This is a genomic window from Pseudomonas sp. 28 E 9 (assembly GCF_900004785.1).
GTDB lineage: Bacteria > Pseudomonadota > Gammaproteobacteria > Pseudomonadales > Pseudomonadaceae > Aquipseudomonas > Aquipseudomonas orientalis_A.
Window position 1 is genome coordinate 1 of the sequence record NZ_CVTK01000037.1, and the last position, 18,723, is coordinate 18,723.

Annotated in this window: 13 protein-coding genes; 3 read left to right on the top strand and 10 right to left on the bottom strand. The window is 61.9% G+C overall.

The window, feature by feature from the left end:
* The 3 genes from BFQ00_RS07335 to BFQ00_RS07345 all read right to left on the bottom strand — a co-directional run.
* Window positions 1-490: MFS transporter (locus tag BFQ00_RS07335; RefSeq protein WP_139114974.1), on the bottom strand; the 490-nt coding region annotated here is incomplete at its 3' end.
* A 32-nt stretch (window positions 491-522) separates the two neighbouring features.
* A complete protein-coding gene (locus tag BFQ00_RS07340; protein ID WP_065933050.1) occupies window positions 523-1,347 on the bottom strand; it encodes a hypothetical protein in 825 nt (274 codons plus the stop codon).
* Between the two features lie 35 nt (window positions 1,348-1,382).
* Complete coding sequence (locus BFQ00_RS07345) at window positions 1,383-2,576, bottom strand: MFS transporter (RefSeq protein ID WP_065933051.1); 1,194 nt, start codon at window positions 2,574-2,576, stop codon at window positions 1,383-1,385.
* Between the two features lie 95 nt (window positions 2,577-2,671).
* Between BFQ00_RS07345 and BFQ00_RS07350 the strand changes: the two genes are divergently transcribed.
* Window positions 2,672-3,592: a LysR family transcriptional regulator gene (locus BFQ00_RS07350; RefSeq protein ID WP_065933052.1), complete on the top strand. Its 921-nt coding sequence runs from the start codon at window positions 2,672-2,674 to the stop codon at window positions 3,590-3,592.
* Window positions 3,593-3,840: 248 nt separating this feature from the next.
* Here the strand turns inward: BFQ00_RS07350 and ettA are convergent, their stop codons facing one another.
* Window positions 3,841-5,505 carry an energy-dependent translational throttle protein EttA gene (gene ettA, locus BFQ00_RS07355; RefSeq protein ID WP_065886915.1) on the bottom strand — a complete coding sequence of 555 codons (1,665 nt, stop codon included), beginning with the start codon at window positions 5,503-5,505 and terminating at the stop codon, window positions 3,841-3,843.
* 285 nt (window positions 5,506-5,790) lie between these two features.
* Here ettA and BFQ00_RS07360 point away from each other — a divergent pair, with 285 nt between their 5' ends.
* Window positions 5,791-9,642 (top strand): sensor domain-containing protein, encoded by a 3,852-nt coding sequence (locus BFQ00_RS07360; protein ID WP_065933077.1) that lies wholly within the window; start codon window positions 5,791-5,793, stop codon window positions 9,640-9,642.
* A 229-nt stretch (window positions 9,643-9,871) separates the two neighbouring features.
* Complete coding sequence (gene glyA / locus BFQ00_RS07365) at window positions 9,872-11,125, top strand: serine hydroxymethyltransferase (RefSeq protein WP_065933053.1); 1,254 nt, start codon at window positions 9,872-9,874, stop codon at window positions 11,123-11,125.
* A gap of 179 nt (window positions 11,126-11,304) precedes the next feature.
* Here glyA and yjiA read toward each other — a convergent pair whose 3' ends face one another.
* The 6 genes from yjiA to katB form a co-directional block, all read right to left on the bottom strand.
* On the bottom strand, window positions 11,305-12,267 hold the full coding sequence (gene yjiA, locus BFQ00_RS07370; protein ID WP_065933054.1) for a GTPase: 963 nt from the start codon (window positions 12,265-12,267) through the stop codon (window positions 11,305-11,307).
* Between the two features lie 154 nt (window positions 12,268-12,421).
* Window positions 12,422-12,619, bottom strand: a complete 198-nt coding sequence (locus BFQ00_RS07375) for a YbdD/YjiX family protein (RefSeq protein ID WP_003176208.1) — start codon at window positions 12,617-12,619, stop codon at window positions 12,422-12,424.
* Window positions 12,620-12,634: 15 nt separating this feature from the next.
* Window positions 12,635-14,701 carry a carbon starvation CstA family protein gene (locus tag BFQ00_RS07380; RefSeq protein WP_065886913.1) on the bottom strand — a complete coding sequence of 689 codons (2,067 nt, stop codon included), beginning with the start codon at window positions 14,699-14,701 and terminating at the stop codon, window positions 12,635-12,637.
* A gap of 233 nt (window positions 14,702-14,934) precedes the next feature.
* Complete coding sequence (gene radA / locus BFQ00_RS07385) at window positions 14,935-16,302, bottom strand: DNA repair protein RadA (RefSeq protein WP_032884669.1); 1,368 nt, start codon at window positions 16,300-16,302, stop codon at window positions 14,935-14,937.
* Window positions 16,303-16,337: 35 nt separating this feature from the next.
* A complete protein-coding gene (locus BFQ00_RS07390; RefSeq protein WP_065933055.1) occupies window positions 16,338-16,886 on the bottom strand; it encodes an ankyrin repeat domain-containing protein in 549 nt (182 codons plus the stop codon).
* Window positions 16,887-17,024: 138 nt separating this feature from the next.
* Window positions 17,025-18,566: a catalase KatB gene (gene katB, locus BFQ00_RS07395; RefSeq protein WP_065933056.1), complete on the bottom strand. Its 1,542-nt coding sequence runs from the start codon at window positions 18,564-18,566 to the stop codon at window positions 17,025-17,027.
* Between the last annotated feature and the right edge of the window lie 157 nt (window positions 18,567-18,723).

Below are 18,723 nucleotides of genomic sequence, written 5' to 3' on the forward strand. Positions count from 1 at the left end.
TCAGGGTCTTGCCGATATCCCCGCTGAAGTTGTATTGCGACAGCGCTTGTTTGACGCCCCCGCCCGCTTCGTGGGTATCGGTGATCAGCGACGAAGCCAGCGGGTGCTGCGTACTTGCACCCAGACCGCCCAGCAGCAGCGCCACCAGCAGCACCGCCAGCCCACCAGCCTGGCCGGCCAGCAGATAGGCCAGGCCCGCCAGCGCAGTGCCGCCCACCAGCAGACGTTCGCGCCCCCAGCGCGTCGCAGCGCGGCTGGCCAGTAGCTGGAAACCGGCCATCATGCCCGCATAGGCACCGCGCAACAGGCCGACCTGGGCGTAGCTGAGGCCGAACTGCGCTTGCCAGATCGGCAACAGCACGTAGATCACATCGGTCAGCCCATCGTGCACGGCATGCGCGCCGCAACCGGCCACCAGGGAACGGCGACGCACGCTTGCCGGGTCAGGCGGCGACAACGACGGGGCTACGGTGTGCTTCAGGGTGTTCATTCGGGTCAGTGGCTCTCAGGCAGAATGCCGGGTCAACCCAGCAACTTCGCACAGTCGTTCATCACGCTGGCTTTACGCTGCAGGTATTCGGCAAAAATGTCGCGCGCCGTGGCGGGGTCCACTTCAACCTGCAGGGCGCTGGTGAACTCGTTCACCGCCGCCACCGCATGGGCGAAATGGTTGCTCTCGGTGCCGCCGGTGTGCACGGTGACCCAGGCCACCGTCGCACGGGATTTTTCCGGCGGCACGCCCATGTCCCGTACGAACCACTGCGAGTACATCGGATGGATGAACTCCACTTCGCCGTGGGTATACACCTCGTGGATCAACGTGGTCAGCAAGCCCTGCAACAGGTCGCGATCACGCAGGCGACGGCTGTCGGTCCAATCCTTGAAGGCCTGGGCCGAGGGCAGGCAATTGTCCTTCAACATCCACTGGTCATCGCCGCACAGCGCGGTCGCCATGGTGTAGAACAGGTCCGCGTGCACAGTGTTGCCCAACGCGCCCAAGTCTTCATCGGTAATGCGCTGCAGGCTGCCGCAGGCACGGTACAGCTGCGCGGCGGCAGCGGAGCCGGCGTCGGAACGCGCCAGCAAGGTAATCCGGTTGGCCAGGCCGGACACACTGGCCGCCGAATTATTGGTCTTGGACCAACTGGCGAAGAACTTGCGCAGTACCGCCGGCGAATGCCGACGCGAGGTGAGTCGCGCAAAAGCCTCTTCGATAGCCATCAGCGCCTCTTCCTGAGCCCAAACGGTTTCGAACAGGGCATGACGCAAGGTACTGGCCGGCATGTCATTCAATACCGGTTCAATGATTTTCAACAGCTGGCTGCGCTTGATCAGGGTGTCAGTCATATTCACCTCTCATAGTCCTTTATTGGATGAAAAAATCAGGCCGGTTTGCCGCGTTGCCCGGCGATCGGTGCCTGGGTGTTTACCGGTTTCCAGCCCAGCAGGGCGATCACCAGCGACAACACCTGAAAGCCTGCGATCAATGCCACGCAGCCCGGCCAGCCCCACTGCTCCCAGAGCAGCGCCGGGGCCACGGCGCCGGCGCTGCCGCCCAGGTAATAGCCGGTCAGGTACAGGCCCACGGCGCCGGATTTGTCCTGCCCGGCCGTAGTGGCGATGTAGGCGTTGGCGCAGGCCTGGGCCAGGAATACGCCGGTCGAGCTCAGGGCCAGGCCCAGCACGATCAGCCACAGGGACGGCAACAAGGTCAGGGCCGACCCGCAGAGCCCGAGGGCCACGGCGGCGCTCAATAACTGCGATTGCGGTCGCGATTTGCTCAAGCGCCCGGCAATGGGAATCACCACCAGCGCCAGCAGGAACACGGCATACAGTGTCCCCAAGGCGGCGGCGCCCAGGTTGAATGGTGCCTGGCTGAGATACAGCCCGGCATAGGTAAAGGTGGCGATTTGCGAGAACAGCACACAGAAACCGACGCCATAGGCCGCCAGCAAGGGTTTACGCAGGAGCCGGCGCACCCCGTGCGCGCCCACGGCCGCGAGGTTGGGACGTGCCACTGGATTGGCCGGCAGCAGCCACAGGATCAGCATGCCGATTGCCAGGCTGATCACCGCCAACAGCTCGAAGGCTTCGCGCCAGCCGACGTATTGGGTCATGACCCCGGAGACAAAGCGCCCGGCAAACCCGCCGAGCACCGTACCCGCGACGTACAGGCTGGTGATCTCGGTGACGGTCGCTGCGCGCCAGCGGTCGCCGATATAGGCCACGCTGGTGGCGAACACCACCGGGATCAACATACCCTCGATAAACCGCCACACCAGCAGCTCGGCAAAACTGTCCACATAGGCCGTCAGCAGCGTCGGCAGCGCCAGCAGCAAGGCGGCCGCGACAATCACTGTGCGTTGCTCGAAACGTCCGGTCAGGCGCCCGACAAACGGCGCAGTCAACGCCACCGCCAGGGTGGTCACGGTAATGCTCCACCCGGCCTGCCGGGCGCTCACCTGGAAGCTTTGGGCAAACACAGGCAGGATGCTCTGGGTCGCGTAGAGATTGAGGAACGCCGCACAGCCACACAGGAACACGGCGAGGCGGGCGTGATGCAAGCGCGGGTTCATGGGACCTCTCGTCTTATTGTCGAGGATCTTTATAGAATGCCCAGCGTGGCGAACACCAATACCGAATTCGGACCGATCAATACCCAGGAAACAGAATGCTTGATCTACGCAAGTTACGTTACTTCCTGACGGTCGCCGAAGAGCTGCACTTCGGCCGTGCGGCGCAGCGCCTGCACCTTGCCCAGCCGCCCCTGACGCGGCAGATCTCGGCCCTGGAAACCGAGCTCGGCTTTCGTCTGTTCGACCGCACCAGCCGCACGGTCACCCTGACCGCCCAGGGCCGGCACTTTCTACCCTATGCCCGCGCCGCGCTGGAGCACGCCCGGCTCGCGCAGGACATCGCCGCCAAGCTGGCCGCCGGCGCCACCGGCCAACTGGTGGTGGGCTATGCCAGCTCCATCGCGCTGTCGGAGCTGTTCAGCCAAACCCTGCGAGCCTTCGCCCAGCGTTTTCCCGAAGTGCAACTGACCCTGGTGGAGAGCGCTTCCGGCAGCCTGCATGCGCACGTGCTGGACGGTCGCATCGACATCGGCATGAGCCGCCTGCTGCCGGAGCCCGGGCAAACCGACGTCCAGGTGTTGTCGTTGGGGCAGGAACCCCTGGTCGCAGCGCTTTGCAGCGACAACCCATTAGCGGGCCAGGACGAAGTCACCCTCGCCCAGCTCAGTGAGTTCCCGTTGATTCTGTTTCCCAGCGATTACGGTTCGGGCCTCAACGGTTCCATCGAGCAGCTGTATCAACGCCACGGCCTGGCGCTGCGCCCGGGCCCCGCGGGGCGCCAGATCACCTCGATCATCGCCCTGGTGGCGGCAGGCCAGGGTGTCTCGCTGGTGCCCCAGTGCACCCGCACGCTGGCCAGGCAAGGCGTGGTCTACCGACCATTGGCAGACCCCGAAGCCTGGGTGCACCTGCTGATCCTCACGCGCTCGCAATCACGCTCGCTGCTGGTCGAGGCGTTCATGGGCGTGGTCGGAGAATTGCTGCAAGGCCGACCGGCGCTGGCGCCGCCGGCATAATCCGGGCAAAAAAATACCCCTGCGCGAGGGTAATGCCGTTCAGTTTTTGTAGGAGCGAGCTTGCTCGCGAAAAACCCCAGGCGCCGCGTTCAATCAGGAATCACGCGTTATCGTTGACGTTTTTCGCGAGCAAGCTCGCTCCTACAGAGGGCGATGTACGCTTAACTGAACAGCATTACCCTACGCGAGGGGTATTTTTCTACAGGCTGCTGCGTACAGGCGCCGCCGAAGCGGCGCCCGTTGCCGAATCAGGCCAGTTTCTTGTGGCGTACCCGGTGCGGTTGGGCAGCGGCTTCGCCCAGGCGCTTTTTCCGGTCCGCCTCGTACTCGGTGTAGTTACCTTCGAAGAACACCGCTTGCGAATCATCCTCGTAAGCCAGGATGTGAGTCGCCACGCGGTCAAGGAACCACCGATCGTGAGAGATCACAATGGCGGCGCCCGGGAAGTCCAGTAGGGCTTCTTCCAGGGAACGCAGGGTTTCAACGTCGAGGTCGTTGGACGGTTCGTCGAGCAGCAACACGTTGCCGCCCTCTTTCAAGGTCAGGGCCAGGTGCAAGCGGCCACGCTCACCACCGGACAGGTCCTTGACGAACTTCTGCTGGTCTCCGCCCTTGAAGTTGAAGCGACCCACATAGGTACGCGCCGGGATTTCATAGTTGCCGATACGGATCTGGTCGGAGCCGTCGGAAATCTGCTGGAACACCGTCTTGCTGCCATCGAGGTCTTCACGGCTCTGGTCCACACAGGCCAGCTGCACGGTTTCGCCGATCTCGATGCTGCCCGAATCCGGGGTTTCCTTGCCCATCAGCATGCGGAACAGCGTGGATTTACCCGCACCGTTACCGCCGATAACGCCGACGATCGCGCCTTTTGGCATGGAGAACGACAGGTTGTCGATCAGCACGCGGTCGCCATAGCCTTTGGAAACGTTCTTGAACTCGATGACCTTGTCACCCAGGCGCGGACCGGCCGGGATGTAGATCTCGTTGGTCTCGCTGCGCTTCTGGAATTCCTGCGACTGCATTTCTTCAAAGCGTTGCAGACGGGCCTTGGATTTGGACTGGCGGGCCTTGGCGCCTTTGCGCACCCACTCCAGTTCTTCCTTCATGGCTTTTTCATGGGCCGACTGCTGCTTGGATTCGGCGGCCAGACGGTCGGACTTGGCTTCCAGCCAACCGGAGTAGTTGCCCTCGTAAGGGATACCGGCGCCACGGTCGAGTTCGAGGATCCAGCCGGCGACGTTGTCGAGGAAGTAACGGTCGTGCGTGATCGCTACCACGGTGCCCGGGAAATCGTGCAGGAAGTGCTCCAGCCAGGCGACGGAATCGGCGTCCAGGTGGTTGGTCGGTTCGTCGAGCAGCAGCATGTCGGGAGCCGACAGCAGCAGGCGGCACAGGGCAACACGGCGCTTCTCGCCACCGGACAGGAACTCGACCTTGGCGTCCCAGGCCGGCAGGCGCAGGGCGTCGGCGGCGACTTCGAGCTGGCGCTCCAGGTTATGACCGTCGCCGGCCTGCAGGATGGCTTCGAGCTTGGCCTGTTCGGCGGCCAGCTTGTCGAAGTCGGCATCCGGCTCGGCGTAGGCGGCGTAGACCTCGTCCAGGCGCGCCTGGGCGTCCTTGATCACGCTGACGGCCTCTTCGACCACTTCACGCACGGTCTTGGTGGGGTCCAGGATCGGCTCCTGGGGCAGGTAGCCGATGTTCAGCTCCGGCATCGGGCGGGCTTCGCCTTCGAACTCGGTGTCGACGCCGGCCATGATTTTCAGCAGCGTGGATTTACCCGAACCGTTGAGGCCGAGCACGCCGATCTTGGCGCCAGGGAAGAAGGACAGCGAAATATTTTTCAGGATTTCCCGCTTCGGCGGAACAACTTTTCCCAGCCGATGCATGGTGAAGACGTATTGAGCCATGGTGAACCTAGCGTCAGTGACTGATGAATTATGCGGACGAAGCCCGTGCCAGGCCATGCGCCGCGCGGGCCGTTGACTATCATCAATGCCTGCGAGCGAAAAAAAGCCTGAATATCTGGGGCTGGAACGCCCCCGCGTAACCGGCAAAGCTACCTGAATGCGCTGGGGCAGTCCAGCCAGGCGGGACTGGCACTTTGCCACAACTCAAGGCATGCTAGCCGCCCTCCGGGCGTCCGGCTTATAGTGCACGTCGCGCGCCAGTCCAGCCAACCGCAGGATCACAGCTTGTCCAAAGTCACGCCGCCCACGCCCTTGCGCGCCGCTCATCTAGCGCCAGGAGCGCCCCTGCACGGCACCTTTAAAGGCGCGTTGGCGACGCTTGTGCTGGTGTTGCTCGCGTTATTGTTCTGGCAACTGCTCGACCAATTGCAGCAAAACCAGAAAAACCAGCAGCAATACACCATCGACTACAGCGCCGACCTGGCCGAGCAGATCAGCCAGAACATGGCCCTGAGCGCACAGATCGCCTTGAATCTGCTGCCGATGGTCGAGCCACCGCGCAACGCCGAACAACAACAGGCCCTGATGCGCACGTTGCAGCGCTCATTTCCCGAATTGCGCAGCTTCGCCCTGCTCGCCCCCAGCGGCGCGCTGATCAGCGACACCGCCGGCGACAGCCAGGACAGCGCCCTGCTCGAAGAACTGGTCAAGCGCAGCCACGCCCAAGCCTATTACCTGAGCAACGACAGCGACGGCACCGTCATCTATCTGTTGCTGCACCAGCCCAGCGGTGGCTCGAAACTGTACTGGGCACTGCGCCTGACGCCCACTTACCTGGCCAACCTGACGCGCCAGGATGCGCAGGGCCAGCGCCCGATGTGGGCGATCGAGAACCGCCTGAACCACCGCATGGTCAGCCGCGACAGCGGCATGCCAGCACCCTGGGCCACTGCGTTGACCCCGGACGAGTTGAATAAAAGTGTGCTGGTCACACCCTTGAGCAAAAGTGACTGGCAACTGCACGGGCTGTTCGACCGCAGCGCGGTGCTCGAACAACTGCTGCCGGCCTTTATCGGCAAATGCCTGCTGGGCCTGGCATTTTCGCTGATCCCGGTGATCGTGCTGCTGAACATGCGCCGGCGCCAGCGCCAGGTGAATGAAGGCCGCCGACGTTACCAGGATATTTTCGAAGGCACCGGCGTGGCCTTGTGCGTACTCGATCTGTCGGGCGTGAAGGCGTTCTGCGACAAGACCCAGGTGCAGGACAGCGAACAATTGCACGCCTGGATGCAGGCCAACCCCGCCGAGCGGCGCAAACTGCTCAAGGAGTTGCGCGTCACCGAGATCAACCAGATGGCGGTGCGCCTGTTGGGCGTCAGCTCCTGCGAGCAGGCCTGGGAGCGCCTGATTGACGATGGCCCGCACAATGCCACCTCGATCGGCCACCAAGTGCTGGAAGCCGTACTGACCCGGCAAAAACAACTGGAGCTGGAAATCCAGCTCAACGATGTGACGGGCAATGAACAATACCTGTGGCTGGTCATGCGTTTGCCGGAACAGCAGGATGACATCAGGGCGGTCATCCTCAGCATCAGCGATATCACCAGCCGCAAGCTGATCGAGCTGTCACTGGTCGAGCGCGAGAGTTTCTGGTCGGATGTGGTACGCACCGTGCCCGACCACCTGTATGTGCAGGACGTGGTCAGCCAGCGCATGATCTTCAGCAACCATCACCTGGGCCATACCCTCGGCTACAACAAGGCCGAACTGCAGAAAATGGGCGAGTACTTCTGGGAAATCCTGCTGCACCCCGAAGACGCCGAACATTACCAGGACGCGCGTCAACAGCAACGCGAGGTGGGTTATACGACCCAACTGCACTGCCAGCTGCGCTTTCGTCACCGCAACAACCAGTGGCGACGCTTCGACATTCGCGAGCAGGCCCTGGCCACGGACACCTCGGCGGTGGTCACACGGATCATCGGCGTGGCCAAGGACATCACCGACCAGATCGAGGCCAGCGAATCCCTGCGCGACAGCGAACAACGCTACCGCATGCTGGCCGAAAGCATCAGTGACGTGATCTGTTCCACCGACAGCCGACTGGCCCTCAACTACGTCAGCCCATCGGTCAACGCCGTGCTGGGGTACGACGTGGACTGGGTGTTCAAGAACGGCTGGCAGTCGATCATTGCCAACCCGCAGCAGCTCACCGGCATTTACGGCCTGATGGAACAGGTCAGCCGTGCCGTGGGTAATCCCGAGGCGCTGAACAGCCTGCGCGATGAGGTGCAGACCCAACTGTTCCTGTTCGACTGCCTGCGCGCCGATGGGCGCAAAGTGCCGATCGAGCTGCGCGTGGTGCTGGTGTGGGACGAACATGGCGCGTTTGAAGGCATCCTCGGCGTCGGCCGTGATATCAGCCAGCAACGCCGCGCGGAAAAAGACCTGCGCATGGCGGCCACGGTGTTCGAACACTCCACCTCGGCGATCCTGATCACCGACCCGGCCGGCTATATCGTACAGGCCAACGAAGCCTTCAGCCGGGTCAGCGGTTACGCCGTCAGCGATGTACTCGACCAGTTGCCGAACATGCTCACCGTCGATGAACAGCAGGAAGCCCACCTGCGCTACGTGCTCAAGCAATTGCACCAGCACAGCACCTGGGAAGGTGAAGTGTGGCTCAAGCGCCGCAATGGCGAGCACTACCCGGCCTGGGTCGGTATCACGGCAGTGTTCGATGATGAAGGCGACCTGGCCAGCTACGTGTGTTTCTTCAGCGATATCAGCGAGCGCAAGGCCAGCGAACAGCGCATCCACCGCCTGGCCTACTACGACGCCTTGACCCACCTGCCCAACCGCACGCTGTTCCAGGACCGCCTGCACACCGCGTTGCAGTCGGCCGAGCGGCAGAAATCGTGGGTGGTGCTGATGTTCCTCGACCTTGACCGTTTCAAGCCGATCAACGACTCCCTGGGCCATGCCGCGGGCGACCGTATGCTCAAGGAAATGGCCACGCGCCTGCTCGGTTGCGTGGCCGAAGACGACACCGTGGCACGGATGGGCGGCGACGAGTTCACCCTGCTGCTGCAACCGCGTATCAACCGCGAAATGGCGCTGAACCGTGCCATCACTGTGGCCGAACAGATCCTGGCCAGCCTGGTGAAGCCGTTCGTGCTCGAAGGCCGCGAGTTCTTCGTGACCGCCAGCATCGGCATCGCCTTGAGCCCCCAGGACGGTAACGAGCTGAGCCAGCTGATGAAAAACGCCGACACGGCGATGTACCACGCCAAGGAGCGCGGCAAGAACAACTTCCAGTTCTACCAGGCCGACATGAACGCCAGCGCCCTGGAGCGCCTGGAACTGGAAAGCGACCTGCGCCACGCCCTGGAACAGGACGAATTCGTGCTCTATTACCAGCCGCAGTTCAGCGGCGACGGCAAACGCCTGACCGGCGCCGAAGCCCTGCTGCGCTGGCGCCATCCACGCCGCGGCCTGGTGCCGCCGGGGGATTTCATTCCGGTGCTCGAAGAGCTGGGGCTGGTGGTGGATGTGGGCGATTGGGTGATCAGCGAAGCCTGTCGCCAGCTCAAGACCTGGCACCAGAACAAAGTGCGGGTGCCGAAAGTCTCGGTCAACATCTCGGCGCGACAGTTCTCCGACGGGCAGCTGGGCACGCGCATCGCCACCATCCTCAAGGACACCGGCCTGCCACCGGCGTGCCTGGAGCTGGAGCTGACCGAAAGTATCCTGATGCGCGAAGTCAACGAAGCCATGCAGATCCTCGCCAGCCTGAAAAACCTGGGGCTGAGCATTGCGGTCGACGACTTCGGCACCGGTTATTCATCGCTCAACTACCTCAAGCAATTCCCCATCGACGTCCTGAAGATCGACCGCACCTTCGTCGACGGCCTGCCCTCCGGCGAGCAGGATGCGCAGATCGCCCGCGCCATCATCGCCATGGCCCACAGCCTGAACCTGGCGGTGATCGCCGAGGGCGTGGAAACCCACGAGCAGTTGGACTTCCTGCGCGAGCATGGCTGCGATGAAGTGCAGGGCTACCTGTTCGGGCGGCCGATGCCGGCGAATCGGTTCGAGGCGCAGTTCAGCAATGATGCGCTGTTCATGTTTGACTGAGATGTGTGGTGAGGCCACTGGCCTCATCGGGGGCAAGCCCCCTCCCACATTTTGATCTGCGAACACATTCAAGTGTGGGAGGGGACTTGCCCCCGATGAGGCCGGCACAGTCACCACCCACACCCAGATGAGCCCCACTTGTCCGCGACATGATGTCCTTTCATATGCCATCCAAAACCCATTGGGTTAGAATGCCCTCCTTTTCTGCCCCCGATCCTTGAGGACCGCCATGTTCAGCCGTGATTTGACTATTGCCAAGTACGACGCCGATCTCTTCGCCGCCATGGAGCAAGAAGCCGTGCGCCAGGAAGAGCACATTGAGCTGATCGCTTCGGAAAACTACACCAGCCCTGCGGTGATGGAGGCTCAAGGTTCGGTGCTGACCAACAAGTACGCCGAAGGTTACCCAGGCAAGCGCTACTACGGCGGTTGCGAATACGTCGACGTGGTTGAGCAACTGGCCATCGACCGTGCCAAAGAGCTGTTCGGCGCCGATTACGCCAACGTCCAGCCCCACGCCGGCTCCCAGGCCAACAGCGCCGTGTACCTGGCCCTGCTGCAAGGTGGCGACACCATCCTGGGCATGAGCCTGGCCCACGGCGGCCACCTGACCCACGGCGCCAGCGTGTCCTCCTCCGGCAAGCTGTACAACGCCGTTCAATACGGTATCGATGCCAACGGCCTGATCGACTACGACGAAGTCGAGCGCCTGGCGGTCGAGCACAAGCCAAAAATGATCGTGGCCGGTTTCTCCGCCTACTCGCAGATCCTCGATTTCCCACGCTTCCGTGAAATCGCTGACAAGGTCGGCGCCTATCTCTTTGTGGACATGGCTCACGTTGCAGGCCTGGTCGCTGCGGGCGTCTATCCGAACCCGGTGCCTTACGCCGATGTGGTCACCACCACTACCCACAAGACCCTGCGCGGTCCACGTGGCGGCCTGATCCTGGCGCGCGCCAATGCCGAGATCGAGAAGAAGCTCAACTCCGCCGTATTCCCGGGCGCCCAGGGTGGCCCGCTGGAACACGTGATCGCGGCCAAGGCGATCTGCTTCAAGGAAGCGCTGCAGCCTGAGTTCAAGACCTACCAGCAACAAGTGGTCAAGAACGCCAAGGCCATGGCCGGCGTGTTCATCGAGCGCGGTTTTGACGTGGTGTCCGGCGGTACCGAAAACCACCTGTTCCTGCTGTCGCTGATCAAGCAGGACATTTCCGGTAAAGATGCTGACGCTGCCCTGGGCAAAGCCTTCATCACCGTGAACAAGAACTCCGTGCCGAACGACCCACGTTCACCGTTCGTCACCTCCGGCCTGCGCTTCGGCACCCCGGCTGTGACCACCCGTGGCTTCAAGGAAGCCGAGTGCAAGGAACTGGCCGGCTGGATCTGCGACATCCTGGCGGACCTGAACAACGAAACCGTGATCGACGCGGTACGTGAGAAGGTCAAGGCCATCTGCAAGAAGCTGCCGGTGTACGGCGCCTGATTGCAGTTGCTTGAATGAAAAAGCCCGGCTCTTGAGCCGGGCTTTTTTATTCCAAGTTGAAATGCGGTCAAGTGTGGGAGGGGGCTTGCCCCCGATGGCAATCTATCAGTCGCTGCCTGTGGTGACTGACACTCAGCTATCGGGGGCAAGCCCCCTCCCACATTGGGTTGCATTTCAAGTCAGGTGGGTTGATAGACCCTGGCAAAGCCTTGGCGAATCTTGTCTTCCGGCAATTCATCGGCAATAAACACAATCACACTTTCCCGCGCCTCGCCCTCGGCCCACTCGGTGTCCCAGTCGAAGCCGTAGAGCTTCAGCACACCCTGAAACACCATGCGCCGATCTTCCCCGGCAATATTCAGCACGCCCTTGTAGCGCAGCAGTTGCTTGCCATGGTCTTCCAGCAGTTCGTTCATGAACTCACTGAGGCGGTCGATATCCAGCGGTTGGTCGGTGCGCAGCACCAGGCTGGAAATACGGTCGGCCGATGGCGCAGCGCTGACCGGGCGCAGGCTCATGCCGGCGTTGAGGTTGAAGCCGCGCACATCCAGTAACTCGGCGAGGTCGATCTTGCCATGCTCCACCACCCGGATCGGTGCGCGGCGATTGATGCGGGTCAGGCGTTCGCTGAGGGCGTTGAAGGAGGCTTCGTCCACCAGGTCGCGCTTGCTCACCAGCAGGCGGTCGGCAAAGCCGATCTGGGCCTGGGCGATGGTCTGGGTCAGGTGTTGCTCGGCGTGGGCCGCGTCCACCAGGGTGATGATGCCGTCGAGGATATAGCGCTCGCGCAGTTCCTCATCGATGAAAAAGGTCTGGGCCACCGGCGCGGGATCGGCCAGGCCGGTGCACTCGATCACCAGGCGGTCGAAGGCGATTTCGCCGCTGTCCAGCCGCTCGAGCAGCAAGTACAGCGCCTTGGTCAAATCGGTATGGATGGTGCAGCACACACAGCCGTTGGAGAGGGTCATGACCTGTACCGGCTCTGCGCCCAACAGTTGGGTATCGATGCCGGCATCACTGAATTCGTTTTCGATCACGGCGATCTTCAAGCCGTGTTCGGCCTTGAGCAGATGGCGCAGCAAGGTGGTCTTGCCGGCGCCGAGAAAGCCGCTGAGCACGGTGACCGGAATGGGAGAGGACACAGACAGTTCTCCTTATGTCTGAAGGAACACAAAACAAATGTGGGAAGGGGCTTGCCCCCGATGGCGGTGTGTCAGGCACTGATGTGTCGCTGATACACCGCTATCGGAGGCAAGCCCCCTCCCACATGGAATCACTACTGGCCCGAGTGCCGGGTCAGCAGCACTTGGGCCCACCCTTGCCGCCGTAACGGGCCTCCTGGCGTTCGCGGAAGAACGCCTTGTAGTCCATCATCGGCTTGTCCGGGTGCTTGGTTTGCATATGCTCGACGTACGTGTCGTAGTCGGGCATGCCGACCATCAGGCGCGCGGCCTGACCGAGGTATTTACCGAGGCGACTGATGTCATTGAACATGGGTGCAATCCTCGGTTATGCGTCCGGTACGGCCTGGAACGGCGCTTCTTTATCCGTACGCTCTTTGTTGCCCCAGGCGGCAATGCCGACCTTGAGCGCATAGAACAGGATGCTGAACACCACGAACAGGAACAGCGCCGTCAGCGTTGCGTTGGTGTAGGCGTTGTAGATCACGTGCTGCATCTGGTCGATGCTCTTGGCCGGGGCGAGGATCTGACCGTTGGCCAGGGCATCGCTGTATTTCTTCGCCAGCGACAGGAAGCCGATTGCCGGGTTGGCGTCGAACAGCTTGATAAAGCCCGCCGTGGTGGTGCAGATCAACAGCCAGACGGCCGGCACCAAGGTCACCCAAATGTAGCGCTGACGCTTCATTTTGATCAGCACAACCGTGGCGAGCATCAGTGCGATCCCGGCCAGCATCTGGTTGGAGATACCGAACAGCGGCCACAAGGTGTTGATGCCGCCCAGTGGGTCGATCACGCCCTGGTACAGCAGGTAACCCCACATCGCCACACAACCGGCGGTGGCGATCAGGTTGGCGGTCCAGGATTCGGTGCGCTTGAGCGACGGCACGAAGGAGCCGAGCAGGTCCTGCAGCATGAAACGACCGGCACGGGTACCGGCGTCGACCGCCGTCAGGATGAACAGCGCTTCGAACAGGATCGCAAAGTGGTACCAGAACGCCATGGTGTTTTCACCCGGCAGTACGCTGTGCAGGATCTGCGCGATACCGACCGCCAGGGTCGGTGCACCGCCGGCACGGGCCAGGATGGTGGTTTCACCGATGTCATGGGCCACGGCCGACAGCGCCTCGGGGGTGATTGCAAAGCCCCAGCTGCTGACGGTCTGCGCCACGGTCACCACGTCGCTACCGACAATCGCCGCCGGGCTGTTCATGGCGAAGTACACGCCAGGCTCGATCACCGACGCGGCAACCATCGCCATGATGGCCACGAACGACTCCATCAGCATGCCGCCGTAACCGATGTAGCGCGCATGGCTTTCATTGGCCAGCAGCTTGGGCGTGGTGCCCGAGGAGATCAGCGCATGGAAGCCGGAGACCGCGCCGCAGGCAATGGTGATGAACAGGAACGGGAACAGGCCGCCCTTCCACACCGGACCGGTGCCGTCGATGAACTGGGTAAGCGCCGGCATTTTCAGGTCAGGCATGGTGACCAGGATGCCAATCGCCAGCGCGATGATGGTGCCGATTTTCAGGAAGGTCGACAGGTAGTCACGCGGGGCCAGGATCAGCCACACCGGGAGTACTGCGGCAACAAAACCGTAGCCGATCAGCATCCAGGTGATCTGGATCCCGGTAAAGGTGAAGGCCTTGGCCCACACCGGGTCAGCGGCGATCTGCCCGCCCAGCCAGATCGAACCCAGCAGCAACAGCACACCGATGATCGAAATCTCGCCAATGCGGCCCGGGCGAATGTAGCGCATGTAAATGCCCATGAACATTGCGATCGGGATGGTCGCCATCACCGTGAAGATGCCCCACGGGCTTTCGGCCAGGGCCTTGACCACGATCAGCGCCAGCACCGCGAGGATGATGATCATGATCAGGAAGCAGCCGAACAGCGCAATGGTCCCGGGAATGCGGCCCATTTCTTCGCGGACCATGTCGCCCAGGGAACGGCCGTTACGCCGGGTGGACAGGAACAGGATCATGAAATCCTGCACCGCACCGGCCAGCACCACACCGGCAATCAGCCACAGCGTACCGGGCAGGTAACCCATTTGCGCCGCCAATACCGGGCCGACCAGAGGGCCCGCACCGGCAATCGCCGCAAAGTGGTGACCGAAAAGGATGTGTTTGTTGGTCGGCACGTAGTCCAGACCGTCGTTGTTGACCACTGCGGGAGTTGCCCGCCGTGGGTCCAGTTGCATCACGTTATTGGCGATGAACAGGCTGTAGTACCGGTACGCGACCAGGTAGATGGCCACCGCAGCGACCACAATCCACAAGGCGTTGATCGCCTCGCCGCGGCGCAAGGCCACTACGCCGAGGGCGCATGCTCCTACGATTGCCAGCACCAGCCAGGGTAGATGGCGTAGCAGGCTATTATTATTTTTCATTTTTATATTCCAGCCAGGGTGGACAGAAAGGACAGCCAGCCCGAGTTTAGCGCTGTTGGCCTTAAAGGCCACCCCCCTACCTTGGTCTAGAGCCTTGCCGAGGCAAAAAAAGCAGAAATAAAGGCTGGATGATGGCGCAGCGGTGGCTGCATTGCTGGAAACCTGGAATCCACACAGGTCAAAATGTGGGAGGGGGCTTGCCCCCTCCCCTATTGGCTTCAGGGTGTTGCTGATTACTCGAACAGCGCATCCAGCGCCTGTTCCAGGCGCGTGACCCCGATCACCTGCAATCCCGGCGGCATTTCCTTCGGCGCATTGCCCTTGGGCACGATCGCCCGCTTGAAGCCATGCTTGGCCGCCTCTTTCAAGCGCTCCTGGCCACTGGGCACCGGTCGCACTTCGCCCGACAACCCCACCTCGCCAAACACCAGCAAGTCATGGGGCAACGGCCGATTGCGCAGGCTGGACATCACCGCCGCCATCAACGCAAGGTCGGACGCGGTCTCCAGCACCTTGACCCCGCCCACCACGTTGAGGAAGACGTCCTGATCGTGAGTCGGAATGCCGCCATGGCGGTGCAATACCGCCAACAGCATGGCCAGGCGGTTCTGGTCCAGGCCGAGGGTGACCCGGCGCGGGTTGGCCAGATGGCTGTCATCCACCAGCGCCTGGACTTCCACCAGCATCGGCCGGGTGCCTTCCCACGTCGCCATCACCACGCTGCCCGGGACTTCTTCCTGAGCGCGGGTGAGAAAGATCGCCGACGGATTGGAGACTTCTTTCAGCCCGCGGTCGGTCATGGCAAATACACCCAACTCGTTTACCGCGCCAAAACGGTTCTTCACCGCCCGCAGCAACCGCAGGCGGCCATCGGATTCACCTTCGAAATACAGCACGGTATCCACCATGTGCTCCAGCACTCGCGGCCCGGCCAGCGCGCCTTCCTTGGTCACGTGGCCGACCAGGAAGATCGCCGTGCCGCTCTGCTTGGCATAGCGCACCAACAGCGCCGCGCTTTCACGCACCTGGGATACGCCGCCGGGCGCCGATTGCAATTGCTCGGTGAAAATCGTCTGGATCGAGTCGATCACCATGACCTTGGGCTTTTCGATGCGCGCCGTGGCGATGATGCTTTCGATGCAGGTTTCGGTCATGACCCGCAGTTGGTCCTGGGGCAGGCCCAGACGACGGGCGCGCATGGCCACTTGTTGCTGGGACTCTTCCCCGGTGACGTACAGCGCCGGCATGCGGCTGGCGATGCTGCACAGGGTTTGCAGCAGGATCGTGGATTTACCGATGCCGGGGTCGCCGCCGATCAGCACGACCGAGCCGTCCACCAGGCCACCGCCCAATACCCGGTCCAACTCGCCGGAGGCCGTGGAGAAACGCGGGATCTCTTCGACGCTGACTTCGGCCAGGGTCTTGATCTGCGCTTGTTGCCCGGTCCAACCGGCGCGGCCGGTGGGCGCTGCGGCGCCACCGCTTTCAATCATGGTTTCAGTCAGGGTGTTCCACGCACCGCATTCGCCGCACTGGCCCGCCCATTTGGGAAAGGTCGCGCCGCACTCCGTGCAGCCGTACATGCGCTTGGCCTTTGCCATTGAAGAACCTCCAACCGAAAAACCGCGATGATAGCTCAGCGCGGCGCCGGGGTCCGGATTTCACCGTTGGCCAAGCGTGAAGCGCTGTTGCCGATGGGGTCTTCGGCGTTCAGGTCGGCGCCTTTGGCCTTCAAATCGCTTAACAATTCCACGCGTTTGAATAGCCCGGCGTACATGGCGGCCGTCTGCCCCGCGCCGTTGCGTTGGTCGGGGTTGCAGTCGGTGTCCAGCAAGCGCTGGGCGATTTGCAGTTCGCCTTTGAAAATCGCGCCCATCAGCGCGGTGTTGCCGCGTTTGTCCTGCACGCAGGCGTCGGCGCCAGCGGCCAACAGGCGCTCAACGTAGGCGCTCTGGCCGTGATAGGCGGCGAGGATCAAGGCGGTGTAGCCCTTGTCGTCCTGAGTATTCAGGGCGTAGCCCGATTCAATGAACGTGTTGAGCATGTCGAGGTCGCCACGACGGGCGGCGTCGAAATAATAATCCTGAAGCTGCGCCTTGAGCGCACCAGGGTCATTGGATGGGGGTTGTTCAGCCAGCACACTGAACGAACAGCAGGCCAGCAGTGCCCATATGAACGTACGCATGATCAAGATCCTTGAGAAAGATCCCCTTGCAGGAGCGAGCTTGCTCGCGAAGAACTCAAAGGCAACGCATTCATCCAGGATGTACGCGTTATCGTTGACGTTCTTCGCGAGCAAGCTCGCTCCTACAGGAGGGCGTGGTTAGTCGCTCAGTTTGTCAGCCAGTGCTTTGACACGCGCCAAGTCACCCTTGGCCACCTTGGCCACACCGGTGCCGTACTCCGGGTCGGCCTTATAGAGGAACGACAGGATGATGTGCTTGCTTTCATCATCGGTGGTCGCCAGCGAGCCGCCGAAGTTGTCGATCAGGTCCTGACGTTCTTTCTTGCTGTAGGAGCGATACAAGTCACCGGCCTGCTTGAAGTTCTGCTCACGCTGAATCTTCGCCTGCTGGGTGCTGCCCGACAGCGGCGACTGGCTGTAGCGCGCAGCTTGTGGCTCTTCCCGTGGCAACAGGCGGCTTGGCTGGTAGTTCACGCCGGTGGTGGTCTTGCCGAAGTTCAGCGCGCCGTCCTGGTTGCCGTTGTTGACGGTGACCCGTGGGGCGTTGATCGGCAGTTGCAGGGCATTGGCGCCCAATCGGTACATTTGCGTGTCGGCGTAGGAGAACACCCGACCTTGCAGCAGGCGGTCTTCCGACGGCTCGATACCCGGCACCAGGTTGGCCGGGGCCATCGCCACTTGTTCGGTCTCCTGGAAAACATTGCCCGGGTTGCGATTGAGCACCATTTGCCCGACTTTGCGCTCCGGCACATTTGGCCAGATCTTGGTGGCGTCCAGCGGGTCGAAATCGAACTTGGCCAGGTCTTCAGGTTTCAACACCTGCACATACAGGTCCCACTTGGGGAAGTCGCCCTTGTTGATATGGGTGACCAGGTCATTGGTCATATGGCTGTAGTCACGCCCTTGCACTTCGGTGACTTGCTTGGGGTCAAGGTTCTTGATGCCTTGCAGGCTCTTCCAGTGAAACTTGACGTAGTGCACTTCACCCTTGGCGTTGATCAACTTGTAGGCATGTACGCCGTTGCCGTCCATCTCCCGGTAACTGGCCGGCGTGCCGGAGTCCGAGTACAACTCGGTCAGTGTGCGTGTGGACTCGGGAACATGGGAGAAGAAGTCGAAACGACGCGAGTCATCGTCCAGGTTAGTGCGCGGGTCCGGTTTGAATGCGTGGACCATGTCCGGGAACTTGATGGCATCGCGAATGAAGAACGTCGGGAAGTTATTACCGACCAGGTCCCAGTTGCCTTCGGCGGTATAGAACTTGGTGGCGAAGCCCCGTGGGTCGCGCAGGGTTTCCGGGGAATGGTTTCCGTGGACCACGGCCGAGAAGCGCACGAATACCGGCGTGGCTTCACCGGCGGCAAATACCTTGGCCTTGGTCAGGTCGCTGAGGTTGTCGGTCACGGTGAAGGTGCCATGGGCGCCCGTGCCACGGGCATGCACCACGCGCTCGGGGATACGTTCGCGGTCGAAGCGCTGCAGCTTCTGAATCAATTGAACGTCCTGCAGCAGCACGGGGCCATTGGCGCCGGCCGTCTGCGAGTTCTGGTTATCGCCAACAGCGGCGCCGTTGTCACGGGTCAGGTTGGCGGCTTGCACGGAGAGGGTCAGCAGGCTGGCGGTCACCAACGCCAAGGCTTGGCGTGCCGACACGGGCCTGCGATTGATTGAATGGTTCATCAAGGTTTCCTCTGGTTTTTTTAGTGCACATTCAGTTGTGCTTGCCAGAGGCTAGTGACCTGCGGGTCAGAAGATAAATAGAAAAACCCCACAGGCGCGATTGAGAAAAAAATGTGGTAACCCGCTGAAATTGGCCGTATTCCGCGCGCGATTGGTG